The sequence below is a fragment of the Ruegeria sp. HKCCA4633 genome, assembly GCF_013034605.1.
Lineage (GTDB): Bacteria > Pseudomonadota > Alphaproteobacteria > Rhodobacterales > Rhodobacteraceae > Ruegeria.
In genome coordinates this window covers 492,093-515,184 of sequence record NZ_WQGJ01000001.1, presented here as the reverse complement: position 1 = coordinate 515,184, position 23,092 = coordinate 492,093, and the positions used below count along the sequence as shown (strand labels likewise).

21 protein-coding genes and 1 pseudogene are annotated in these 23,092 nt (G+C 57.5%); 14 read left to right on the top strand and 8 right to left on the bottom strand.

Annotated features, from left to right (window positions below):
* Nucleotides 1–100 precede the first annotated feature (100 nt).
* Nucleotides 101–1,030 (top strand): glycine--tRNA ligase subunit alpha, encoded by a 930-nt coding sequence (locus tag GOV85_RS02545; protein WP_171174722.1) that lies wholly within the window; start codon nt 101–103, stop codon nt 1,028–1,030.
* Between the two features lie 8 nt (nt 1,031–1,038).
* On the opposite strand, the gene GOV85_RS02540 is transcribed toward GOV85_RS02545, so the two are convergent.
* Complete coding sequence (locus GOV85_RS02540; RefSeq protein ID WP_171174720.1) at nt 1,039–1,671, bottom strand: MarC family protein; 633 nt, start codon at nt 1,669–1,671, stop codon at nt 1,039–1,041.
* A gap of 91 nt (nt 1,672–1,762) precedes the next feature.
* Between GOV85_RS02540 and GOV85_RS02535 the strand changes: the two genes are divergently transcribed.
* The 9 genes and pseudogenes from GOV85_RS02535 (at nt 1,763) to glmM (ending at nt 12,984) form a co-directional block, all read left to right on the top strand.
* Entirely contained in the window at nt 1,763–2,287 is a 525-nt protein-coding gene (locus tag GOV85_RS02535; RefSeq protein WP_171174719.1) for a DUF6446 family protein, read from the top strand.
* Between the two features lie 26 nt (nt 2,288–2,313).
* Nucleotides 2,314–2,454: pseudogene (locus tag GOV85_RS21455) on the top strand (sodium/glutamate symporter); the annotation flags it as partial.
* 9 nt (nt 2,455–2,463) lie between these two features.
* Nucleotides 2,464–4,683, top strand: a complete 2,220-nt coding sequence (gene glyS / locus GOV85_RS02530; RefSeq protein ID WP_171174717.1) for a glycine--tRNA ligase subunit beta — start codon at nt 2,464–2,466, stop codon at nt 4,681–4,683.
* A gap of 138 nt (nt 4,684–4,821) precedes the next feature.
* Nucleotides 4,822–7,314 (top strand): putative PEP-binding protein, encoded by a 2,493-nt coding sequence (locus tag GOV85_RS02525; RefSeq protein ID WP_171174715.1) that lies wholly within the window; start codon nt 4,822–4,824, stop codon nt 7,312–7,314.
* A gap of 187 nt (nt 7,315–7,501) precedes the next feature.
* Nucleotides 7,502–8,143: a cell wall hydrolase gene (locus GOV85_RS02520; RefSeq protein ID WP_171174713.1), complete on the top strand. Its 642-nt coding sequence runs from the start codon at nt 7,502–7,504 to the stop codon at nt 8,141–8,143.
* Nucleotides 8,144–8,216: 73 nt separating this feature from the next.
* Complete coding sequence (locus GOV85_RS02515) at nt 8,217–9,590, top strand: multicopper oxidase family protein (protein WP_171174711.1); 1,374 nt, start codon at nt 8,217–8,219, stop codon at nt 9,588–9,590.
* 101 nt (nt 9,591–9,691) lie between these two features.
* Entirely contained in the window at nt 9,692–10,612 is a 921-nt protein-coding gene (locus GOV85_RS02510; RefSeq protein WP_171174709.1) for a dihydroneopterin aldolase, read from the top strand.
* Entirely contained in the window at nt 10,609–11,607 is a 999-nt protein-coding gene (folP, locus tag GOV85_RS02505; RefSeq protein ID WP_171174707.1) for a dihydropteroate synthase, read from the top strand. Before GOV85_RS02510 ends, folP begins: the two co-directional genes overlap by 4 nt.
* A gap of 33 nt (nt 11,608–11,640) precedes the next feature.
* Nucleotides 11,641–12,984 carry a phosphoglucosamine mutase gene (glmM, locus tag GOV85_RS02500; RefSeq protein WP_171174706.1) on the top strand — a complete coding sequence of 448 codons (1,344 nt, stop codon included), beginning with the start codon at nt 11,641–11,643 and terminating at the stop codon, nt 12,982–12,984.
* Here the strand turns inward: glmM and GOV85_RS02495 are convergent.
* Together GOV85_RS02495 and ilvC are read right to left on the bottom strand one after the other, a co-directional pair.
* Nucleotides 12,981–13,883 (bottom strand): DMT family transporter, encoded by a 903-nt coding sequence (locus tag GOV85_RS02495; protein WP_171174703.1) that lies wholly within the window; start codon nt 13,881–13,883, stop codon nt 12,981–12,983. The two genes, glmM and GOV85_RS02495, sit on opposite strands and share 4 nt — an antisense overlap.
* A 133-nt stretch (nt 13,884–14,016) precedes the next feature.
* Nucleotides 14,017–15,039: a ketol-acid reductoisomerase gene (ilvC, locus tag GOV85_RS02490; RefSeq protein WP_171174700.1), complete on the bottom strand. Its 1,023-nt coding sequence runs from the start codon at nt 15,037–15,039 to the stop codon at nt 14,017–14,019.
* Between the two features lie 131 nt (nt 15,040–15,170).
* Here ilvC and GOV85_RS02485 point away from each other — a divergent pair, with 131 nt between their 5' ends.
* Nucleotides 15,171–15,626, top strand: coding sequence for an Lrp/AsnC family transcriptional regulator (locus tag GOV85_RS02485; RefSeq protein ID WP_171174698.1), 456 nt, complete (start codon nt 15,171–15,173; stop codon nt 15,624–15,626).
* Nucleotides 15,623–16,081: an Lrp/AsnC family transcriptional regulator gene (locus GOV85_RS02480; protein ID WP_171174696.1), complete on the top strand. Its 459-nt coding sequence runs from the start codon at nt 15,623–15,625 to the stop codon at nt 16,079–16,081. Before GOV85_RS02485 ends, GOV85_RS02480 begins: the two co-directional genes overlap by 4 nt.
* Before the next feature lie 6 nt (nt 16,082–16,087).
* On the opposite strand, the gene GOV85_RS02475 is transcribed toward GOV85_RS02480, so the two are convergent.
* Nucleotides 16,088–16,789: a GntR family transcriptional regulator gene (locus tag GOV85_RS02475; protein ID WP_171174694.1), complete on the bottom strand. Its 702-nt coding sequence runs from the start codon at nt 16,787–16,789 to the stop codon at nt 16,088–16,090.
* 232 nt (nt 16,790–17,021) lie between these two features.
* On the opposite strand from GOV85_RS02475, the gene GOV85_RS02470 reads away from it, so the two are divergent.
* Nucleotides 17,022–18,149: an aminotransferase class V-fold PLP-dependent enzyme gene (locus GOV85_RS02470; protein ID WP_171174693.1), complete on the top strand. Its 1,128-nt coding sequence runs from the start codon at nt 17,022–17,024 to the stop codon at nt 18,147–18,149.
* 12 nt (nt 18,150–18,161) lie between these two features.
* Here GOV85_RS02470 and GOV85_RS02465 read toward each other — a convergent pair whose 3' ends face one another.
* From GOV85_RS02465 to GOV85_RS02455, 3 genes are all read right to left on the bottom strand, one after another.
* Entirely contained in the window at nt 18,162–19,358 is a 1,197-nt protein-coding gene (locus GOV85_RS02465; RefSeq protein ID WP_171174691.1) for a UbiH/UbiF family hydroxylase, read from the bottom strand.
* A 74-nt stretch (nt 19,359–19,432) separates the two neighbouring features.
* The gene (locus tag GOV85_RS02460; RefSeq protein WP_171091130.1) at nt 19,433–19,681 is read right to left on the bottom strand and encodes a hypothetical protein; all 249 of its coding nucleotides are present in this window, start codon (nt 19,679–19,681) and stop codon (nt 19,433–19,435) included.
* An 85-nt stretch (nt 19,682–19,766) separates the two neighbouring features.
* On the bottom strand, nt 19,767–20,411 hold the full coding sequence (locus GOV85_RS02455; protein WP_171174689.1) for a pyrimidine 5'-nucleotidase: 645 nt from the start codon (nt 20,409–20,411) through the stop codon (nt 19,767–19,769).
* A 100-nt stretch (nt 20,412–20,511) separates the two neighbouring features.
* Here GOV85_RS02455 and GOV85_RS02450 point away from each other — a divergent pair, with 100 nt between their 5' ends.
* Nucleotides 20,512–21,159, top strand: coding sequence for a GntR family transcriptional regulator (locus GOV85_RS02450; protein ID WP_171174686.1), 648 nt, complete (start codon nt 20,512–20,514; stop codon nt 21,157–21,159).
* 3 nt (nt 21,160–21,162) lie between these two features.
* Here GOV85_RS02450 and GOV85_RS02445 read toward each other — a convergent pair whose 3' ends face one another.
* Entirely contained in the window at nt 21,163–23,040 is a 1,878-nt protein-coding gene (locus tag GOV85_RS02445) for a glycosyltransferase family 2 protein (RefSeq protein WP_171174684.1), read from the bottom strand.
* Nucleotides 23,041–23,092: the final 52 nt, after the last annotated feature.

The window sequence follows — 23,092 nt, the reverse complement described above, 5'->3', positions numbered from 1 at the left end:
TACAGCCAAGCACCAAAGCCCCGTTGACGCCCCTTGGCCCCTTGCATAGGAAGGGCCAAACCGACCGGAACCGGGCGCAAGGATGCCCAGAGGGAATGCTATGACCGAACCGAACAGCGCACCGCGTTCATTTCAGGAGATTATCCTGCGGCTTCAGACCTATTGGGCCTCCAAGGGCTGCGCAATTCTGCAGCCCTATGACATGGAAGTTGGGGCAGGGACGTTCCATCCCGCGACCACTCTGCGGGCGCTGGGGTCCAAGGCCTGGGCCGTGGCCTATGTTCAGCCGTCGCGCCGTCCGACCGACGGGCGTTACGGCGAAAACCCCAACCGGTTGCAGCATTATTACCAGTATCAGGTTCTGATCAAACCCAGCCCGCCCGATCTGCAGGAGCTTTACCTGGGCAGCCTCGAGGCCATCGGCATCGACATGGACCTGCATGACATTCGGTTTGTCGAGGATGACTGGGAAAGCCCCACCTTGGGTGCCTGGGGATTGGGTTGGGAAGTCTGGTGTGATGGAATGGAAGTCAGCCAGTTCACCTATTTTCAACAGGTGGGCGGGCATGATTGCGCGCCCGTCTCGGGCGAGCTGACCTATGGTCTGGAACGTCTGGCCATGTATGTGCTGGGTGTCGACCATGTGATGGACATGCCGTTCAATGACCCGCAGTCCCCCAGCCCGTTGACATACGGTGACATCTTCAAGCAAACCGAAGAGGAATACGCCCGCTGGAACTTTGACGTGGCCGACACCGAAGTTCTGCTGCGTCATTTCGAAGAGGCCGAGGCCGAATGCGCCGCCATTCTGGCGCAAGAGCATGACGATCCAAAAACCGGAAAGCGCATCATCATGGCGCACCCGGCCTATGATCAATGCATCAAGTCCAGCCATATCTTTAACCTGCTGGACGCGCGGGGCGTGATTTCGGTGACGGAACGACAGGCTTACATCGGCCGTGTGCGAGCGCTGGCGAAACAATGCGCGGATGCGTTCGTTCAGACCGAGGCGGCTGGGTTCCAAACCTGATGGGCCAATCAGGCCAGCCCCGGCAACAACGCTTTCAGGCCGTCAGCGATCATACTAATCGCGATGGCCGACAAGATCATGCCCATGAAGCGGCTCATGATCACGCGCGCGTTGCCAGAAAGGCGTTCAGCCAGCCATGCCGCATTCCAGAATGTGATCAGCAAAAGGGCGACGACGCCAAGGAATACACCGGCAAAAACAATTGCTTCAACAGGTTTCTTCACGTGATGTGCGTACAGGATCAAGGTCGTGATGGTTCCGGGGCCAACAAGAATGGGAAAGGCCAAAGGGTAAAAGGCGACGGTTTCAGCCGCGGGATATTCTTCTTTCTCGTCATCGGTTCCATGGTGCGAACTGCTTTCGTTGCCGTTCAACATGTTCAAACCGATCATCAAGACGACCAGACCACCCGCGACTCTCAAATGGTCAACCGTTATTCCGAACAAGCCCAGCGCCTGACTGCCGATAGCTGCAAACGCCCCGCCAAGGATCAGGCAATAGAGGGACGTCTTAACCGCAACCTTGCGCTGATCGGATGCCGACAGATTCTGCGTCACGCTCAGAAAGACGGGCAGGTTCGTCACTGGGTTCATAATGGCAAAAAGTGCGCCGAAAAATCCAACGGCAAGAGTGGATTCCATAAGGTTCGCCTCGGTTCGTTCTGTTCTGCGGAGAAACGTGGCCTATTTCTGAAACACTTGGAAGTACCTGCATAAGGGGAAGCATCGAAAGATGACTGGAAAAATTCTGGCAATCATCCTGCTCATGTCTGCGGCTGTTGCAGGCGCTGGCATGTATTACCTTCAGGTCTACGGGTATTACTATGAAGTTGAGCCCATTCCGGGTGAGGATGTGTTTCTGTCGATCGACGCGGCCCAGCCCCCGGTGGCTATTTCGTATACATCCTTTCAGGCCATCGACGCAGACAGCTCTCCTATCCGGTATCGCGCCTGTTTTGAAACCGATGCTGCGCTGGAAGAGTTGCGGGCCACCTACCTGACAGCGGATGAGGCAAAGCCGCTGACGGCTCCGGGCTGGTTTGACTGTTACGATGCAGTGGCCCTGGCTGATGACTTGAAATCAGGCAAGGCGCAGGCGTTCATTGGTCAGAAAAACGTGCATTACGGTGTGGATCGCATCGTGGCTGTTACCCAAGAAGGCAAAGGCTTTGTTTGGCACGTTTTGAACAATTGTGGCGAAAAGGCCTATGACGGCACCGTCGTCGGAGAAGAGTGTCCTGAGCGTCCTGACAGCTGAATAACCTTGCTGGGCTGGTCCTGAAACCCGCCGCTTTTGCAAATATGACCGGTGTGACACGGCGATATGACCCATCTCCTATTGCCTTTATCGTGCTCCCCCTTGTATCCGCCTTTTTTGTGGATATCGCTAATGCCATCGTCATTCAGACGATCGTCAATTTCTAAGGACCGACAATGCCTGACCTGCTGATCGAACTGTTTTCCGAGGAGATCCCCGCGCGCATGCAGACCCGCGCCGGTGAGGACCTGAAAAAGCGGATCACCGATGGTTTGGTTGAGGGTGGTTTGACCTATGCTGGGGCCGCTGCCTTGACCACGCCGCGTCGCCTGACGCTGGCGGTCGAAGGCCTGCTGGCGGAAAGCCCAACGATCCGCGAGGAACGCAAAGGCCCTAAAGTTGGCGCGCCGGACAAAGCTATCGAAGGGTTCCTGCGTGGCGCTGGCCTGACCCGCGATCAGTTGGAAGAGCGCGACACGCCCAAAGGTGCAGTTTACTTTGCGACCATCGAAAAGGCGGGTCGCCCGGCGGCTGACATTGTGGCTGAGGTGCTGGAAACCACCATCCGCAACTTCCCCTGGCCCAAATCCATGCGGTGGGGCAATGGCCCTTTGCGTTGGGTCCGTCCGTTACATTCGATCCTGTGCATCCTGAATGATGAGGCAGGCGCGCAGGTCGTGCCGCTTGAGGTTGAGGGCATCACATCTGGGGACACAACCGCAGGCCACCGCTTCATGGCGCCGAACCGGTTTTCGGTATCATCGTTTGACGATTACGCCGCCCAATTGAAACGCGCCTTTGTCCTGCTGTCGCCCGACGAACGGGCCGAGCATATCTGGAACGACGCCCAGAACATGGCTTTTGCCGCCGGACTGGAGGTGGTCGAAGACAGGGGCCTGCTGGCAGAGGTCGCCGGGCTGGTTGAATGGCCGGTGGTGCTGATGGGGCAGATCGACGACGAATTCCTCGACCTGCCGCCTGAGGTGCTGCAAACCTCGATGAAGGAACACCAGAAGTTCTTTTCCGTGAAGAACCCTAAAACGGGTCGGATCGAACGGTTCATCACGGTTGCAAACCGCGAAACCGCCGACAATGGCGCGACCATTCTGGCAGGGAACCAGAAGGTGCTGTCGGCCCGTTTGGCGGATGCGAAATTCTTCTGGGAGAACGACCTGCGTGTCGCCAAATCGGACATCGCCCAATGGACCCGTGCGCTTGAGAATGTAACCTTCCACAACAAGCTGGGCACACAGGCCGAACGGATCGACCGTATCGCCGCGCTAGCCCGCGAACTGGCCCCGGTGACCGGTGCGGATACCGATCAGGCCGAGAAAGCCGCGCGTCTGGCCAAGGCCGATCTGAGTTCTGAGATGGTCTATGAATTCCCTGAGCTTCAGGGGCTTATGGGACGCTATTACATCGAAGCCGCAGGCGAAGACGCCGCCGTGGCCGCCGTGGCGCAGGAACACTACTCGCCGCTGGGTCCATCGGACGACGTACCGACTGCACCGCCGTCGGTGACCGTGGCGCTGGCCGACAAGCTGGACACGTTGACTGGGTTCTGGGCGATAGATGAGAAGCCGACCGGCTCGAAAGACCCGTTTGCGCTGCGCCGTGCGGCGTTGGGGATTATTCGGTTGGTGCTGGATAACAATTTGCGACTTCACTTGGACAGATACTTTGACAGTCAATTGGTGCGGGCGGAAAGCGCCTCAAACAATGCATTGAGGTCTGAAAGCATCAATGATCTGTTGGACGAAATTGCAGAGCATGGCGTATTTGGCGCGGCTTTCCAGACGTTTAAAGAGAAACTGGGAGAGCTGCCCAATAGCGATTTCCTGAGCCTGGAAAAGAAAATACCTGACACGTCAGACGACCTCCTCTCCTTCTTCCACGATCGCCTCAAAGTCTTCCTCCGCGACGAGGGCATCCGTCACGACATCATCGACGCCTGTATCGCGATGGATGGCAATGACGACCTCAACCTGTTGGTCAAACGCGCCCGTGCTCTGAACGCGGTGATCGCGACCGAGGACGGCGAAAACCTCGTGCAGGGCTTTAAGCGCGCCAACAACATTCTGACGCAGGCCGAAGAGAAGGACGGGGTCGAATACTCCTATGGTGCGGATGTGAAATTTGCCGAGACAGACAGCGAAAAGGCGCTGTTCGCGGCGTTGGATCAGGCGCAGGCGCAGATCGAACCGGCGTTGAAGGCCGAGGATTTCCCGACCGCAATGGCCGCCATGGCTGCGCTGCGCGGACCGGTAGATGCATTTTTTGAGGATGTACAAGTCAACACCGACAATGACATTGTCCGGCGTAACCGTCTGAACCTACTTAGCCAGATCCGCCAGGTCTGTTCCAGCGTGGCTGATCTGACCCGGATTGAGGGCTAAATAGCTGGGCGCGCTGCAAATGCGCGCCCACAACACCCTTGCGCGAAAGGCGCAACCGCTTATGCTGCACGCAAACCAAAAGGTGCTGCAGTGCAGAATAATCCGCATACTACGCTCATAACGTCCGACGCTCCTGTCATGGCGAACACTCATGGCGGGCGGGCCAAGTGTTTGCAACGGCTGGTCCGCCTCGACCTACCGGTGCCGCGCACGGTTGCCCTGTCTTTTGAGTCCGTACATCAAATCGCCGAAGGCGAAATTCCGGATCTGGCCGCGATCCTGGAACAGTTTGACCCGACGACGTTGCTATGCGTTCGGCCCAGTTCCGAAGACCCGGATTGGGGCGGGCCCGGTGCGGTTCTAAACATCGGAATGAACGATGCGTGCTATGTGGACCTTTCCGAAACCATGGGGGCCGAGGCTGCAGCGGCGCTGTATCTGAGATTTGTGCAAAGCTATGCAATCCACGTGGCGCGTCTGGACCCCGATCTGTTCGATGACATCGAATTGGACGGGAGTGAAGGTCTGAGCCAGTCGTTGCGGGCCTATGAAGACGAAACCGATGAAGCCTTTCCACAGGATCGCGGAGAGCAATTGATCGGTGTTCTGCGGTCGATGGCGCGCGCATGGGATGGAACCTCGGCGCGCTTGTTGCGGCAGGCCAAAGGGGCTCCGGCGGATGCCGGGCTTGGGCTGGTCATTCAAGAGATGATCCCCGGTGTAGGGCAAGGGGAATGTGGTTCCGGTGTCTTGCAACTGGTCGATTCCACAACCGGGATGCCGCAGATCACCGGACGCTACCTGAGCCAGAGTCAGGGTCGGGATGCTCTGGGCGAAGACGTTGCCGCGCTGTTCTTGGAGAAAGACCCGCGCGGACCATCGCTTGAGGAAGTGGCGCCAAAGGCTTTTGCAGAACTCAAGGAACAAGCCGCTTTGATGCGCGAAAAGCTGCGCGAAGAGATGCAGGTTGAGTTCGTCATTCAAAATGGTGACGTACACATTCTGGACGGCGTGAGGGTGCAGCGCAGCGCCCGTGCGGCCATGCGGATCGCAGTGCGACTGGCCGAGGATGGCATAATCCCGCAGCAAGAGGCGGTCATGCGTGTGGACCCTCATGCGCTGAACGAATTACTGCACCGTCAGGTGCACCCTGACGCCAAGCGCGACGTGCTGACGACGGCCATCGGGGCCAGTCCCGGTGCGTCGACCGGCAAGATCGTGTTCACCTCGGCTGAGGCGCAGGCCAGTGCCGCGCGTGGTGAAGCCTGTGTTCTGGTGCGCCGCGAGACCTCGCCCGAGGATGTACGCGGGATGCACGCGGCCGTGGCTGTGTTGACGGAAAAAGGCGGGATGACCAGCCACGCGGCAGTGATCGGGCGCGGCCTTGGTTTGCCCTGTATCGTCGGCGCGTCCGACATGCGGTTTCAAACAAAGAAAAAGATGCTGACCGCTCAGGATGGGCGTGTCTTCAAGACAGGCGATGTTCTGACCATCGATGGCAGCTCGGGCCAGGTTCTGGCAGGGCAGCCTGCGATGCTCGAGGCGGCGCTGGACGATTGTTTTCAGACGCTTATGGCCTGGGCCGATGCAGAGCGTGACATTGATATTCGCGCCAATGCTGACACACCCGCCGATGCGCAAACAGCCCGGAATTTCGAGGCACAGGGGATCGGCCTGTGCAGGACCGAGCATATGTTCTTTGATCCTGGTCGTCTGATCGTGATGCGCGAAATGATTTTTGCACAAACCTCGTCCGGTCGGGCGGCAGTGCTGGAACGCCTGCTGCCGATGCAACGCGAAGATTTCGTGCAACTTTTCCGGATCATGGAAGGTAAGCCTGTCTGCATTCGACTGTTCGACCCTCCGTTGCACGAGTTTTTGCCCACCACCCGCAGCGGGCAAAGGGAACTGGCCGAAGCGCTTGACTTACCAGTCTCGGATGTTGAGCGGCGGGTTGCGGCCATGAGCGAGTACAACCCGATGCTGGGCCTGCGTGGCGTCCGACTGGGTGTGACCGTTCCCGAAATCTATGACATGCAGGCGCGCGCAATATTTGAAGCCACGCTGGAGGCCCGCCAGAACGGTGCCGCGGTCGTGCCCGAGGTGATGATCCCACTGGTTTCGGCAAAGCGCGAGGTTGAGTTGGTCAAATCCCGCATCGACTCGGTCGCGGCGGCTGTTGCGTCGGAACAGGGGCAGGAGTTCGACTATCGGCTGGGCGTAATGGTCGAAACCCCACGCGCCTGTTTGCGCGCGGAGGAGATCGCCCCACAAACGGCATTTATGAGTTTTGGTACAAACGACCTGACGCAGATGACCTATGGCCTGTCGCGGGACGATGCCGGTCGATTCATGTCGGCCTATGTGCAACAGGGTGTCTTTGGTGAAGACCCGTTTCATGTTCTTGACCCCGATGGGGTGGGGGAATTGTTGAAATTGGGGGCGGAAAGAGGACGCGCTGCAAAACCTGACGTGACCCTGTCTGTGTGCGGCGAACATGGCGGAAACCCCGAATCAATCGCCATTTGCCGGGATTTGGGGTTTGACTATGTGTCGTGCTCTCCGTTTCGGGTTCCGGTGGCTCGGCTGGCTGCCGCTCAATTGGCGATTTCGTCCAGACTTGGGGGTTGACAGGACCAGGTATCCCAAGGATTAGTGGGGTACATGGTCACTCGTGGGCGAAGTAATTCTTCGCGACGGGCGATTTTCCACTTGCTTTTTTCAAAAGGCTGGACCTTTGCGTCTGGTTGCGTTAGATGCCTCGTCGCGCCCGCCGGGGGAGGGTATGGCGCGTGAAGTGCCTGTGCGAGGTTATCTGATGCTACGTTATATACTGGCTGCTGCCACATTGGCGGCAACCGTGCTGCCAAGTGCGTCCTTCGCCGAGAGGGAAGCAACCGAAACCGCAAAGCAAGAGCTTGTGGCCCGTAACGAATTGCCTGGCCAACGGTTTCGCGATTATTTCCAGCTGTTCCAGCCGCGTAAAGCCGCTGAGCCTGTTGAAGTGACCTATTCCAAGGATTGGCTTGATCAGCAACCTAAAGCAGCTGGTGACGACAACTGGAAGTGCCTTTCCGAGGCGTTGTATTTTGAAGCGCGTGGTGAAAGCGTCCGCGGTCAGTTCGCTGTGGCTGAAGTGATCCTGAACCGTGTCAAAAGCGGTCGTTTCCCGGATTCGTTGTGCGGTGTCATCCGCCAAGGCACAGGGAAAAAATACCAGTGCCAATTCACATACACGTGCGATGGCCGCAAAGAGGTCATCCACGAACAGAAAGCCTATGAGCGCGTGTCGAAAGTGGCCCGTGCGGCGATTGATGGCGTCGCAAAAGAACTGACCGAAGGGGCAACCCATTACCACACCACTGCAGTTCGTCCATCGTGGTCACGTGTCTACAAACAGACCGCGCGGATTGGTGTGCATATCTTCTATCGCCACAACTACCGGACAGCGAGCAACTGATTGACGCACCCGCGCTGGAAGCTTGGTGGCGCGATGCAAGTTGCAGTCTATATTACGGGCCAGGAGGCCCGTAATGCTATTTACTCGAAGGCACATACTTAAAACTGCGGCGGCAGCGTCTCTGTTGCCGTTTGCGGCCCGGGCCGGATATCCGATGCTCGAGGCGCGCGAGGCGCATCAGCGCGTTGCGCCCGACGGGTTTCCTGACACCACAGTTTGGAGCTTCGATGGCACTGTTCCGGGAACCACCATAAGGGTCGGGCAGGGCGCGCGCGTTCAGCGCCAACTGTTGAACGCGCTACCTCAGCCGACTTCGGTCCATTGGCACGGAATCCGAATAGACAATTCGATGGATGGTGTGCCGGGCCTAACGCAGGATGTGGTCGAAACGGGCCGTTCATTTGATTACGACTTTGTCGTTCCTGATGCGGGTACGTATTGGTATCACGCGCACAACAGGTCAATGGAGCAGGTTGCACGGGGCCTTTACGGGCCGCTGATCGTCGAGGAGGCACAAACGCCAGATGTCGATCAGGACCTGATACTGATGCTGGATGATTGGCGGTTAGACCCGGAAACGGCTCAGATAACAGACGATTTCGGCAACGGCCATGACCTGAGCCACGCAGGTCGGCTTGGCAATATCGTCACCGTAAACGGGTCGTTTGATCCAGCGTTTTCTGTGCAAAGACATCAACGGCTTCGATTGCGCTTGATCAATGCCTCTAACGCCAGGATCTATGATCTGGATATTGATGGTCTGTCCGGGTGGATCGTTGCTTTGGACGGAATGCCGCTGGAAACTCCGTTGGAACTGTCAGGATCGTTTCCACTGGCGCCTGCACAGCGTGCGGATCTGATTGTCGACGTTGTCACCGAAGGTGATACAGCAAGTCTCGTTAGTGTAGAAAGGGACGGTGCCTTTGGTCTGGCGCGTTTCGACGTTACAGGCGATGCTGCAAAGGCGCAAAGGCAGAGCGTGTCAGCATTGCCGCCTAATCCTTTGCCGGAAATCAATAATATTGAAGACGCGCCTTTGCACAGAATGGTTTTGCAAGGCGGCGCGATGCGATGGTTGGAAAGCGCCAGACTTGGTGAAACTGAATTGTCGGGGCAAGAGTTGGCGCAGCTTGGCCGGTTCTGGGCGCTAAATGGCCGTGCTGAACGCCCTGAGGATCCGTTTCTGGATGCAGAAATCGGCAGTCTACACCGTGTTGAATTCGTAAATGAAACGGCATTTCCGCACGCGATGCATTTGCATGGTCATCACTTCAGGCTGATTCTGGGTGATGGGTCGCTTGGCCCCTGGAGGGATACTGTTTTGGTTGGACGAGGGCAGACTCGTCAGATCGCTTTGGTCGCGGACAATCCGGGGGGCTGGCTGTTGCATTGCCATATGCTAGGACACGCCGCATCCGGTATGATGAGCTGGTTTCGGGTAACCTGACGCCGCAATCGGCGGTTGGAATGGCGTTTGTATAAGTGCTATAGGCCCCCGCAACGCCTATAGTAGGCATACTTTGCAACGAGCCCAAAAAGGCCTGACCTATGAGTTCTGAAATCCGCCTGGCATTCGCACACCCGTCCGAGAGATCCGAGGCAACCTCACCCCGGGGGCCGCTGGATCGGATTTCGCTGCGCGACCACATCGTCGAAGTTGAGATCGGTGCTTTTCAGGCTGAGCGAGGAACCACCCAAAGGATTTGTTTTAATATCGTGGTCGAGGTGCGCCCGCTGGCCGCCGATATTGACGACGACGTGGACCGCATCCTGTCCTATGATCGCGTCACCGAAGCAATTGCATTTGAGTTGGCCGCAGAAAGATTGAACCTGCTTGAGACGCTGGCCGAGCGTGTGGCCGAACGCATCTTGCTCGAACACCAAGCCGTAAGGGTTTTTGTTCGCATCGAAAAGCTGGATCGTGGTCCGGGGGCGTTGGGGGTCGAAATCGTGCGCGGAAAGGACTCGGTTCATCACGACGTGGTCGAGGAAGAACGCCCGCATCCGCGCCTTGTGTACCTGTCGAACGAAGCCATTTCTTCGGACAACCTGACCGGTTGGATTGACCAGTTGGAAAACCGTCAGCGTCCATTGATCCTGTGCGTTGGGGCGTCGGATTTGGCTGCGCCCCAAACTGGCCACGCGATGACGCAGCGCCGTATTGATTTGCTGGCCATTGAGCAGAATGCTTGGGTTCTGGCGGCACGAGATCACCGTTGTGTTGTGGTTTCGACCCGGACGGAACTGGATTGGGCGATGAAGAACGGCCAGATTTGCGTCTGGGCCCCGTCCAAGATCGTTTTGGACGCTGTGGATGGCCCGTCTGCCGCACCATCGGATGCAGTGGCCCTTGCGGCTTGGTTCGCTGCGACCTTTGAAGCGAGCGAGATGATGGTGATCGGCGGCGCATTGCCGACAGAGCCCAAAACGCCTTTGCGCGCCGTTGCCGTGGATCAGGCCCAGCTGTGAGCATCTACTACAGGCCACTGGTTCAAAATGGCCCGGCCCGCCCTGCAGGTGCCGTTCCGCTGGCAGGGCAATCGCTCTGGTTTACCCATGTTGAAGCTCTGCGGCGCGGGGGGGACCGTGAGATTGTTGCGGTATCAGAGGTTCCTTCAGACCATCTGGACCGTTTGACCCAGGCGCGGGCAGACATTGCAGGTCTGGACATGCAGGTGCCGCATATCATGGGCATTCTGAATGCCACGCCAGACAGTTTTTCGGATGGCGGCGTCCACAGCTCGGCGGAAGCCGCCCGTATGGCCGCCGCTGGAATGGTTACGCAAGGGGCGACCATTCTGGATATCGGTGGGGAATCCACGCGCCCAGGTGCAGATTTTGTTCCGGCCGAACAAGAGATTGCCCGCACCCGCCCTGTGATCGAAGCGATACGGTCAGAAACGGACGCTCTGATCTCAATCGATACGCGCAAGGCCAGTGTGGCCAAAGCTGCCTGCGATGCCGGGGCCGGGCTGGTGAACGATGTCTCAGGCTTTACCTTTGACGCTGATCTGGCACCGTTTTGTGCGGCGCAGGGCGCACCTGTTTGTGTCATGCATATGCAGGGCGACCCGGCCACGATGCAGGACAATCCGCACTACGACAATGTATTGCTGGATGTGTATGACTTTCTGGAGAACCAGATTGCTGTGCTGGAGGGCCTTGGCCTCAGCCGCGATCTGATCATTGTTGATCCAGGGATTGGCTTCGGCAAGACCGAAGACCACAATCTGACCTTGCTGCGCAATCTCAGCCTGTTTCACGGTTTGGGCTGCCCGATCCTGCTGGGCGTGTCACGCAAAGGTTTCATTGGTTCGATCGGGCAGGAGCCGCGCAAGACAGCGCGTACACCGGGATCAATTGCGGTGGCTTTGGCAGGATTGTCTCAGGGCGTGCAAATCATTCGCGTGCACGACGTGGCCGAGACCTCTCAGGCCTTGCGCCTGTGGGCTGCTGTCCGGTAATCCGGTCTCACGACAAATCACGGAGTGACACGTATGCGCAAGCTGTTCGGAACTGACGGGGTGCGGGGCACCGCCAACACGCATCCGATGACGGCGGAAATGGCCTTGCGCATCGGGGCTGCGGTTGGGCGTTACTTTCGCCGCGACGCGACAGGTGTGCACCGGGTTGTCATCGGTAAAGATACACGTCTGTCCGGTTACATGCTGGAAAACGCGCTGACGGCGGGTCTGACCTCGACGGGTATGAACGTGCTGCTTCTGGGGCCCGTACCAACGCCTGCTGTTGGGCTCATGACGCGGTCCATGCGCGCTGATCTTGGGGTTATGATCTCGGCCAGTCACAACCCGGCTGAAGACAATGGCATCAAGTTTTTTGGACCCGACGGCTATAAGCTGTCCGATCAGGCAGAGATCGAGATCGAAAAACTGATCGACGAAGGCGTCCGGCCCGCGCAGGCGCAGAATATCGGCCGGGCGCGTCGTGTCGATGATGCGCGGTTTCGTTATGGCGAGCGTGTGAAATCGTCCTTGCCCCGTGACGTGAGTTTGGATGGTCTGAAAGTGGTCATCGATTGCGCAAACGGTGCGGCCCACCGCACTGCGCCCGAGGTCCTGTGGGAGCTCGGTGCTGATGTCATTCCAGTTGGTGTTGCGCCCAACGGCAAGAACATCAACCTCAATTGCGGATCGACAAAGCCGCAACTGGCCGCAGAAACGGTTGTGGCCCATGGGGCAGATGTCGGCATCTGTCTGGATGGCGATGCAGACCGGGTTGTTGTGGTTGATGAAACCGGTCAAGTGGCCGATGGCGATCAGCTAATGGCATTGCTGGCGACGGCATGGAAGAAATCGGACCAGCTGAAGGGCGATGCCCTGGTGGCGACGGTGATGTCCAATCTGGGCCTCGAACGCCACTTGACAGGGCAGGGGCTGCGTCTGGAGCGCACGGCCGTTGGCGACCGCTATGTGGTTGAGCGGATGCGGGAAGGCGGGTTCAACCTTGGCGGTGAACAATCCGGCCATATCGTGATGAGCGATTATGCCACCACCGGTGACGGACTTATGGCCGGTCTGCATTTTCTGGCGGAAATGGTTCTATCGGGGCGTAAGGCGTCGGATCTGTCGAAACAGTTCGAAACGGTGCCGCAGTTGCTGAAAAACGTGCGCTATGCAAGCGGTCAAACCCCGCTGGAGGTTCAGAGCGTCCAGGCTGCTATTGCCGATGCCGAAGCGCGTTTGAACGGGCAGGGCCGGTTGCTGATCCGCAAATCCGGGACCGAGCCTCTGATCCGGGTTATGGCCGAGTGCGAAGACGACAGGCTGCTGACACAAGTTGTCGATAGCATCGTGGCCGAGGTCGAAGCTGCTACGGGTTAACGTCCGAGCAAAACCTTGCGCAGGCTGAACCATTGGCTGATCGCCATGCCGGTCAGGATCAGACCCAAGGCAATGTAAAAGCGCAGGGGCAGGGCCTCGGACAGGATCCATGCGCCGAACACCATCGACCAGATCGGCACTTGATAGTTCACCAATGTTAGGAAGACCGATCCGGCGCTGCGGGTGATCGACACGCGCAAGAGGGTGGCAAAAGCGGTTGGGACCAATCCCAACACAATCAAAGCGATCGTCGGGCGTGGCCCTTGCCACGTTGGCAGACCTTCGGTGACCAGCATTATGGGCAGAAGAAGCATAGCTCCTACAACCAGCGTCAGGGCAGCCAAAACCAAAGGGTCGACAGGTGGACAGCGTCGGGTCAGCACAGATGAGCTTGCGTAACACAGGGCTGCCGTGATGCAGGCCAGCTGCGCGAGGGGCTCTGCCCCTTGGCCCAATTGTGCAAGGCCGGGGCCGATCAGCACCAATGCGCCTGAAAACCCAAGGCACACCCCCAGAAAACGGCGCAGATTCAGGGGTTCATCCGAGAAGAAGTGGGCCAGCGGCAGCACCATCAGCGGAACAGCTGCCATAGACAGCCCTGCAAAGGCGGATGGTACAAACTGCTGCCCCCAACTCAGCAGCATGAAAGGCACGGCCGTGGACAGGACACCGATAAGCACAATCGAAGTGCTAAGAGCGGGTGTCAGAACCGGCAGTTTGCGACCGGTCACCCACATCAAAAGCAGCAGGGTCACAGCGCCCAGAGTTGTCCGAGAGGTCGCGACCGTGATCGGGCCGTAGCCTTCAAGCGCCATGGCCACGACCATGAAGGTCGCGCCCCAGATCAGGCCCAGCGTGAAGACACCGCTCCAATCCTGTTTTGTTGGCTGTTGCACCATCGGTTTTCCTGTCGGGGCTGCGTGAAACTGAAAAAAGGTTAATCTGACCGGGTGTTTATGTGCTGCGCCGCTTTTTTGTGCAAACGAAAAAGGGCGACCACCGGGGCCGCCCTTGTGCTGACAGAGGTCAGGCTTAGTTCTTTTCTTTGTCGACCATTTTGCCGGCCGAAATCCACGGCATCATGCCGCGCAGCTTGGCACCGGTTTCTTCGATTTGATGCTCGTCATTCGCGCGGCGCGACGCTTTGATGGTCGGCTGGCCAACAGCGTTTTCCAGCATGAAGTCGCGAACGAATTTACCCTGCTGGATGTCGTTCAAAACCTCTTTCATACGCGCTTTGGTTTCGTCGTATTTCAGGATGCGCGGGCCGGTGACGTACTGACCGTATTCGGCTGTGTTCGAGATCGAGTAATCCATGTTGGCGATGCCGCCTTCGTAGATCAGGTCAACGATCAGCTTCACTTCGTGCAGACACTCGAAATAGGCCATTTCTGGCGCGTAACCGGCCTCGACCAGCGTTTCAAAGCCGCAGCGGATCAGTTCGACCAGACCGCCGCACAGAACGGCTTGTTCACCGAACAGGTCGGTTTCGCATTCTTCGCGGAAGTTGGTTTCGATGATGCCCGAGCGACCGCCACCAATGGCCGAGCAGTAGGACAGGCCGATTTCCAGCGCTTTGCCTGTCGCGTCATTGTCAACGGCGACCAGGCAGGGCACGCCGCCGCCTTTGGTGTATTCGCCACGTACGGTGTGGCCGGGGCCTTTGGGGGCCATCATGATGACGTCGACGCCTTCTTTCGGCTCGATCAGGCCGAAGTGGACGTTCAGGCCGTGAGCGAACGCGATCGCAGCACCCGGCTTGATGTTGTCGTGGACGTATTTCTTGTAGGTTTCAGCCTGCAACTCGTCGGGCATGGTGAACATGATGACGTCGCACCAGGCCGCCGCTTCGGCGATGCCCATGACTTCCAGACCTTCCGCTTCGGCTTTCTTGGCCGAAGGCGAACCTTCGCGCAGGGCGATGACCAGATTCTTGGCACCCGAGTCACGCAGGTTCAGCGCGTGGGCGTGACCCTGCGAGCCATAGCCCAGGATGGCCACTTTTTTGTCTTTGATCAGGTTGATATCGCAATCGCGATCGTAATAGACGCGCATTTCGCCGGTCCTTTCTGGTTAGATTGCGGCGGTTTTACATGCCTGATCGCGTATTGGCGATAGTGTTGAGCTTGAGTTTTTGTGAAAAAGGTGAAGAATAATTCTTCAGAACTACAAAATGTGAAAAAATCATGCTTGATGACATTGATCGTCGCATCTTGCGTCATTTTCAGGCTACCCCAAGCCTGACCACTGCGGAATTGGCCGATCTGTGCCGGATCAGCGCTGGGGTCTGTTGGCGGCGGATTGAAAAGATGCAGGCTACCGGGATCATACAAGGACAAGAGGTCGTGATTGACTGGGCTGCCATGGGCTATGCGGTCGAAGTTTCGCTTCGCGTTACTCTGGATAAGACACAGGCGCGTGCCTTTGACGATTTCACCGAAGCGGCGCGAAATGTACCGGAGGTGGTCGAGATCCAGACCTTTCTGGGTCGGGTGGACGTGCGACTGTCGGTCATTGCGAAGGATATGAACCATTACCAACTATTGTATCGCAACCGTATCCTGACCTTGCCCCATATCGCCGATATCGAGACGCTGATGCACATCGCGCGGGTCAAAAGCGATGAGGTGTTACCTGTATGATCGAGTTGGATGAAATTGATCGACGCCTGCTGCGTGTCCTGCAACAGGACGCGACACAGAGTGCCGGTGCCTTGGGTCGCAGGTTTGGATTGTCGCAACCGGCCACCTGGCGCCGAATCCGGCGACTGGAGGAAGCAGGAGTTATCAAGGGGCGGCGCTTGCGTCTGAACGCCGAGGCGTTGGGTTTCGGGGTGACGGTGTTTCTGGGTATCAAACTTGGCCGCAAAGGGCAGATCAATCTTGAGGACTTTGAGCGCGCCGTGAGTGCCATCCCCGAGGTCCAGACAGTCGAGCACGTGTTGGGCCTATATGACTATCGCCTGCGCGTAGTTGCGCGGGACCTGTCTGACTTTGAGCGCGTATTACGACGTCGAATCATGACGTTGCCCGGTGCAGGGGATGTTGAAGCAAACGTTTTGCTCAGCGAAGAACGCTTGCCTGGGCCCCTTGGCTGAAACGCCTCAGTATTTGGTGCGGATACAGTAGCCGGGATGATGTGTCATCCGGGCAAAGGTCAGCGGCTTGTCCTCTTTCCAGGTGGTGCGCTCCATCTGAATCATCGATGTGCCGGTCGTCGTCCCCATGAACTCTGCCAGTTTTGCATCGGCAGAAATGGCGCAGAATGCAACTTCAGCTTCGGTGAACGGCGCGGCATTCAGTAACCATTCATGTGGGCCCTGTGCGCACAGGTCGGCATCTTCCAATTCTGGAACTGCATCGATATTGATCCAGCGTTCTTCCAATTGAAACGGTCGGTTGTCCGCGTAGTGCATACAGGTGACATGCAACACGCGCTTGTCACGAGAAATATCTATTTGTGAAGACAGCCAGCGAGGGCTTTCCACCACGTTCCGCTCGACCAGAGCATACCGATAGGTTGCGTTCTGGCTTTCGATCGTCTGTCGTGCGAGTGAGAATTCAAGCTTGGCGTGTTTGCTGGGTTCTTTCTTGACCCGCGTTCCGCTTTTACGCTTGCGTTCGACGAACCCCTGATCGGCCAATTCCCTCAGGGCGCGGTTCACTGTGGCACGCGCGCAATTAAATTCGTCTGCCAACTGTGTTTCCGTTGGCAAAAGAGACCCTTGTGGCCAGACACGGCTTTCAATACGTCGTTTAACTTCGTCTCGAACGGACTGGAAGCTGATCCGCTTTTGTATAGTCACGGGTAGAATTATCCCTTCAAGTATAAAGTGTGTGCATCTGTTCAGAAGCAATTAGAAGTGTAAAGGGGAAGGTGACACTAGTTGGCGTCAAATGTGGTGGTGTTGGCGAGATTTGGCGCAGATTTGTACAAATCTGTGTGACATGCCGTAACGTCACTTTTTGTCGCGAAAGTACTTTACGGGCAAAGGCAAAACGATCAGGTTCTCGGAAGAGTTTTGGAAAGGATCAAGAATGCCTGCGTTGTTGGACACCGTTGACCCGAACGGACTTCAAGAGTTTTCGGTGGTATTCACCGATCGTTCGCTGAACCATATGTCCCAGAAGTTCCAGCAGGTCATGCGGGACATCTCGGACATGTTGAAGGGGGTATACAACGCAGACGGCGTTGCGGTCATTCCCGGCGGCGGTACTTATGCCATGGAAGCCGTCGCCCGTCAGTTTGCGCGGGGGACGGATGTTTTGGTGGTTCGGAACGGGTGGTTCTCGTACCGATGGAGTCAAATCATTGAAAGCGCGGCCCTGACGCAGAGTGCCACGGTTATGAAGGCGCGTCAGACAGGCAATTCCAGCCCGTCGCCGTTTGCGCCCGCACCCATTGACGAAGTTGTCGAAGCCATTCGGTCACAAAAGCCGGGTGTTGTCTTTGCCCCGCATGTCGAAACATCGGCAGGAGTCATTTTGCCGGATGATTACGTGGCCGCGCTGGCTAATGCGGCGCATGAGGTCGGAGCATTGATGGTACTGGATTGCATCGCATCCGGTTGCGCCTGGGTGGACATGAAGGCGACAGGTGTCGATGTTCTGATTTCTGCCCCGCAAAAAGGGTGGAGCGCATCGCCTTGTGCTGGCCTTGTCATGTTGTCCGAGCGGGGCGAAGCCCGGTTGCAAGAGACCAACTCCGACAGCTTTGCGGTTGATCTGAAAAAATGGCGTCAGATTATGCAGGCGTATGAAAACGGTGGTCATGCCTATCATGCAACCATGCCCACGGACGCATTGTTGGCTTTCCGCGATACCATGGCTGAGACCAAAGACTATGGGTTCGAAAAGTTGCGTGCGGCGCAATGGGCGTTGGGAGATGGTGTGCGGGCAATGCTGAAGGACAAGGGCATCGTTTCAGTAGCTGCTGACGGTTTTGGCGCGCCCGGCGTTGTGGTCAGCTACACTTCGGACCCCGACATTCAGAGCGGCAAGAAATTTGCAGCGCTGGGGATGCAGATTGCTGCTGGCGTGCCCCTGCAATGTGATGAACCCGAGGGGTTCAGCACCTTCCGCCTGGGTCTGTTCGGGCTCGACAAGCTTTATGATGTGGACGCAACCATTGCGCGCTTGAAACGGGTGCTGGATCAGGTTCTGTAAACGAACCGGGCCTTAGCGGACGCCAAGGCCCATCTGCATCAGTGTCTTGCGTACGGGCGGCAGAGAATAGAGCGCGCTCAGCCCCATGGCCCGTGCGTCACGCAACGGACGCGCCTCGATCATCGAGGCGCGGTTCAACAGGTCGATGCCCCTGACGCGCATTTCGACCTCGGTATGGCGGGCCTTGTGGTATGCATCCAGCATCTGAGCATCGCCCAATCCTTCGGGACGGGCCTGTGCCAAATCCAGCAGACAGCGCAGATCACCCAAAGACATGTTCAACCCCTGAGCGCCAATCGGCGGCACCACATGCGCCGCTTCGGCCATAAGGGCAATGCGTTCGCCAGCCAGCCGCTCAGCAGACTGGCTGATAATAGGCCAGATCGTCCGGCGCGACGCCAACTTCAAGGGGCCAAACAACCCGCAGGATCGTTCGGTCATTGCGGCCTCAAATGCTTCAGGCTCGAGGTTCAGAAGGTCGATTGCCTTCGGACCACGCTCCATCCAGACAATGGCTGAGGACGGCTGCCCTTGCCAATCGGGTAAGGGGACTAGCGTGAACGGCCCGCCCGATCTGTGAATCTCGGTTGAAACGTTTTCATGCGGAATGGGGTGGGTGACGGCAAAAGCCAGCGCTTTCTGGCCATACCGTGTTGTGTGAACCGATATCCCGGCGGCATCGCGCATGGGCGAATTGCGGCCATCGGCGGCCAGCACCAGGTTACACCGAACGCGGCTGCCATCGCTCAGCCCAACGCGGGCTTCGGCGGTGCGGGTGAATAGGCTGGTCGTACCTGTGCCGGGGCGGAAATCGACATTGGGAAGTTCTGCCAGTCGCGCCACCATTTCCCGGCGCAGCAGCCAGTTGGGCAAGTTCCAACCAAAGGGTTGATCAGAAATGTCGGCGGCATTGAAATCGCGCACAACGCGCGGTTCGGGCACGTCACCGCCTGCGTCTACGATACGCATGATTTGCAAAGGCGCTGCATGAGCGTCCAGACGCGCCCAAAGCCCGCACTGTTCGAGCAATCCGTGCGCGGGCTGCAGAAAGGCAGTGGTGCGCAGGTCCGATCCGTCCACATCCCGCTCAGTGATCGGAGGGGTCGGGTCCACGCAGATCACGTCAAAGCCTGCTGTTCCGAAAACCGCTGCTGCGGTCAGGCCAGCGATGCCGCCGCCGGAAATCAGGATGTCACAGCTGTCAGTCATGGCGCCTCTCATCGGTTTGGGCAGAACCTAGTTCGGTTCGACCCCAAGCGCCAAGTGACATCCTGTCCCGTGCCTCAGCCCCGAGAAATCAGGACGAGAATCAAAAACATCACCGGCACCATCATCAAGGCAGGAATGAAGAGACCGGGCAGGCCGAACAACATGATGGAACAGCCCCACATGCTGAAAATCGCACCGGCGGTGTAATACAGATCTTCTGCCTTGCCATTGACCGCATCGCGGGCCAGCCATCCGAATACAGGGATTGCAAAGAAAAGGCGCTGCCAAATCGGCAGGCGGCCGGTCATCTCGATCGCGGTCATTGAGGTCTCCATCTGTTCGTCGCTGACGTGCATATAGGGACGAGGATGCAGGTGCAGAATGTGCGGATCGTCGCAGTGTGACAGCCTATCGCAGGCGAGCCAGAAACGCGGTCAAATCGTCCGTGTGATGGTGGATGTGATCTGCGTCATGCGGGTCAGGCGCCACGTGCACTGTGCGCATTCCCATCTCGTGCGGAGCCGCCAGATTGCGCGCATCATCCTCGAACATGGCGGCTTTTTCAGCTTGGATACCATCCTGGGCAAAGATGGCCTCAAAGGCTGCTTTTTCGGGCTTGGGCCGATAGCCTGCATGCTCAACGCCATAGATTGCATCGAACAACCCGGAAAGGCCGCGCGCATTCAGCACGCGTTCAGCGTAAGGGGCGCTGCCATTGGTGTAGACAATGCGCCGCCCAGGCAGGGCGCGTATGTGATCGGCCAGGTCTTCATCTGGGTCCATATGGCTCATGTCCACCTGATGGACTGCGTGCAGATACGGGTCGGGGTCCAGATCATGTTCGGCCATCAAACCGGCCAGCGTGGTGCCGTATTCGCGCCAGTAATGCGCCCGCAAACGGTCCGCCTCGGCTTGATCCACACCTATGGCCCGCATGACATAATCCGTCATCAGCACCTCGATCTGATCGAACAGACGCATGTGTGGCGGGTACAGGGTGTTGTCCAGATCGAACACCCACTGTGTGACATGAGAAAAAGCCGGTTTGACCATAAGCAGGGTGTAGGGCGCGGGCGCGGTGTTTTCAATGCTCTACTTGATCGTTCCCCCTTTGGACGGATAGACATGTCCGAACGAGGAGATAATGAACCCCATGAGCCAGACCCGATCCCCAACCAAGGATGCCTATAGCCTGATACTCGAAGCTATCGACGTGGGTGTCTACAAACCCGGTGATCGTCTGGTGGAAAGCGAGCTGGCCGAACGGTTCGGAGTGTCACGCACGCCGATCCGCGAAGCGTTGCAACGGCTCGAGACACAGTCACTGTTGGAACGGGACGGCCGGTCGCTGATCGTGGCGTCGCTGGATCACAACCAGATGGCCGAGCTTTACATCGTACGTCGGGAACTGGAGGGGTTGGCTGCAAGCCTTGCGGCCAAACATGCGACCGAAGAAGAGATCAAGGTTCTGCAGGAGATGGTCGTCGAAGATGACAAGCTGATTGATGACCCGTCGGCATTGTCGCGTGCAAACCGGCGCTTCCACGAACAGATCCATCTGGCGTCTCATAATCGCTATCTGGTGCAGCAACTTGATCTTGTGCATCGCACAATGGCGTTGATGGCAACCACCTCTCTGGCGGTGCAGGGGCGTGGTGAAATCGCCCAAAGTGAGCATAAGGGCATTGTCGAAGCCATTGCCGCAAGGGATGAAGAGGCAGCGGCTCGAGCGCTGAAGGATCATATCTCGATCGCGTTCATGACGCGCCTGAAACAGGACGCAAGCCTGCGCGACAAATAAGTATCAGGCCAGCGGCTGATCTTCGCTGGCTTGCCCATGTTGGGTTTTGTCCCAGAAGAATGGATTCGTTGCCAGCTCCCACAGAGCTTTGTAGGCTGCAACCACGCCCAAGGGGTAGTACAAAGCCATGGTGGGAACCCAGGGCAACAAAAAACGCCGCTCTCGTGCCGAAACGGCAAGACAGCCAACGCAGATATTCAACGCCTCAGTCGTCAAAAACAACAGCACCAGCGCCGTAGTCAGATTCTGTGGCAAAACGGGTGCCAGCGGATTGGAAAGCCCCAACGTTGAGAGCCAGAATACCCACAGAACAGGGGCCAGCAAAAACTGACCCAGCGTGCCTAGGAAAAACGCCTGAAGCCCCAAAAACTGCGCGGCGCCCAGATCGCGCAATAGTCTTTTTGCTGAGCGCATGTGCACAAGATACGTCACCATAAAGCCCTTGAGCCAGCGTGAGCGCTGTTTCACCCAAGGCCAGGCGCGAAAATTTGCCTCTTCATAAGTTGTAGTGTCCACCAGTTCGGTTCGGTATCCGGCCCGGCACAGCCGAACGCCAAGGTCAGCATCTTCGGTCACGTTGTGTGCATCCCAGCCTCCCAATTCCAACAGCTTGTCTCGACGGAAGAAAAACGTTGTCCCACCCAACGGGACGACAAGCCCCAAGCGCGCAATTCCGGGCAGAATGATGCGAAACCAGCTGTTGTATTCGATGGTGAAGCAGCGTGAACGCCAATTTGTGCGTGGGTTGTAGTAATCCAGACTGCCTTGAAGACACACGACCTCGGGCGGAGCCTGGGAAAAATGCGCGACGACCCGTTCGATCTGATCCGGCTGCGGTGCGTCTTCGGCGTCCCAGACACCCACATAGTCGCCGCGGCAAAAGTCCAAGGCATAGTTCATGGCGCGCGGCTTGGTGGTCAGCCCGTCCAATTCTGGCACCTCGACAATCCGCATCCAGCTGGGCAGGTCAATCTTCGCCAAAGTTGCGCGCGTGACTTCATCTTTTTCTTCCAGCACCAAGATAACGTCCAAGAGCGCCTTGGGGTAGGTCAGGCGTTTGAGCCGTTGGACAAGCGCATTCGCAATCTCGCGTTCTTTGTAAAGGGGAACCATGATCGAAACGCAGGGTTGTCGCAGGGTGACAGCTGCATCAGACGCTTCTGGCTTCTGACGAAAGCTGTGGCGCAAATAGGCAAAAGTACCGGCAAGGCGAAGAACAGCAAAGAGAATTAAAGTTCCCACAGCCGCGGCAAGCAGGGTCGCCAACACAAACCACGGGAAAGCAAAAAACAACGCAATAATTCCAAGCGCTGAAACAGACGGTACGATGCGCGACCCAATCGTCCAGTTGCGGCAACTCTGATCCGCATCAACCCGTGTTTCTGCAGCCTCTGCCAAAGGGCGCGAAAACTGTCGGGCAATAGTGCGGTCGATCTGATCAGAAGCCGCAAGAACTGGAATGATCGTGTAGTCGCAATCCCGCATGTTGTTTGAGACAGCTGGAAACCGATCCGGACGCGCTGTCGCAACCAACAGAAGCGGGCCCACGCGCATCCACGGAATGACGTTGTGTTTCAAGCAAAAGCCAACTGGTTTCAGGTCGCACAGCCCCGGCATGGGCGGGATCTGTTCCAAGTTCGCAATCTGCCAGCCGGACTGGACAGACAGGGCATGCAAGATGTCTTGCCGGGTGGCAAATCCTTCACCCACCAAAATTTCGCCCAAAGGCGCGTTTTGCTGGGATTGCAAATGCAAGGCGTGGTCGAGTTCCGACTGCGTCAGAGTTTCGACTTCTACCAGACAGGTGCCCAGCGGTTTTCGAAATCCGGGAGCGGGGATCGGAGAAGCGGCTGTGAAATTTTGGAGATTAAGCTCAACCATAAAAAGAATCCTGGCACAGTTACCCGTGCTCAGGGTTGTTCGATCAAGGTTA

Excerpts from the sequence above, each read along its gene's own strand:
- GOV85_RS02480 (WP_171174696.1), top strand. The coding sequence starts at position 15,623 with ATGATCGAGTTGGATGAAATTGATCGACGCCTGCTGCGTGTCCTGCAA.
- GOV85_RS02465 (WP_171174691.1), bottom strand. The coding sequence starts at position 19,358 with ATGACTGACAGCTGTGACATCCTGATTTCCGGCGGCGGCATCGCTGGC.
- GOV85_RS02540 (WP_171174720.1), bottom strand. The coding sequence starts at position 1,671 with ATGGAATCCACTCTTGCCGTTGGATTTTTCGGCGCACTTTTTGCCATT.
- GOV85_RS02445 (WP_171174684.1), bottom strand. The coding sequence starts at position 23,040 with ATGGTTGAGCTTAATCTCCAAAATTTCACAGCCGCTTCTCCGATCCCC.
- GOV85_RS02485 (WP_171174698.1), top strand. The coding sequence starts at position 15,171 with ATGCTTGATGACATTGATCGTCGCATCTTGCGTCATTTTCAGGCTACC.
- GOV85_RS02460 (WP_171091130.1), bottom strand. The coding sequence starts at position 19,681 with ATGACCGCGATCGAGATGACCGGCCGCCTGCCGATTTGGCAGCGCCTT.
- GOV85_RS02455 (WP_171174689.1), bottom strand. The coding sequence starts at position 20,411 with ATGGTCAAACCGGCTTTTTCTCATGTCACACAGTGGGTGTTCGATCTG.
- ilvC (WP_171174700.1), bottom strand. The coding sequence starts at position 15,039 with ATGCGCGTCTATTACGATCGCGATTGCGATATCAACCTGATCAAAGAC.
- GOV85_RS02450 (WP_171174686.1), top strand. The coding sequence starts at position 20,512 with ATGAGCCAGACCCGATCCCCAACCAAGGATGCCTATAGCCTGATACTC.
- GOV85_RS02520 (WP_171174713.1), top strand. The coding sequence starts at position 7,502 with ATGCTACGTTATATACTGGCTGCTGCCACATTGGCGGCAACCGTGCTG.
- GOV85_RS02545 (WP_171174722.1), top strand. The coding sequence starts at position 101 with ATGACCGAACCGAACAGCGCACCGCGTTCATTTCAGGAGATTATCCTG.
- GOV85_RS02515 (WP_171174711.1), top strand. The coding sequence starts at position 8,217 with ATGCTATTTACTCGAAGGCACATACTTAAAACTGCGGCGGCAGCGTCT.
- GOV85_RS02495 (WP_171174703.1), bottom strand. The coding sequence starts at position 13,883 with ATGGTGCAACAGCCAACAAAACAGGATTGGAGCGGTGTCTTCACGCTG.
- glmM (WP_171174706.1), top strand. The coding sequence starts at position 11,641 with ATGCGCAAGCTGTTCGGAACTGACGGGGTGCGGGGCACCGCCAACACG.
- glyS (WP_171174717.1), top strand. The coding sequence starts at position 2,464 with ATGCCTGACCTGCTGATCGAACTGTTTTCCGAGGAGATCCCCGCGCGC.
- GOV85_RS02510 (WP_171174709.1), top strand. The coding sequence starts at position 9,692 with ATGAGTTCTGAAATCCGCCTGGCATTCGCACACCCGTCCGAGAGATCC.
- GOV85_RS02525 (WP_171174715.1), top strand. The coding sequence starts at position 4,822 with ATGGCGAACACTCATGGCGGGCGGGCCAAGTGTTTGCAACGGCTGGTC.
- GOV85_RS02470 (WP_171174693.1), top strand. The coding sequence starts at position 17,022 with ATGCCTGCGTTGTTGGACACCGTTGACCCGAACGGACTTCAAGAGTTT.
- GOV85_RS02535 (WP_171174719.1), top strand. The coding sequence starts at position 1,763 with ATGACTGGAAAAATTCTGGCAATCATCCTGCTCATGTCTGCGGCTGTT.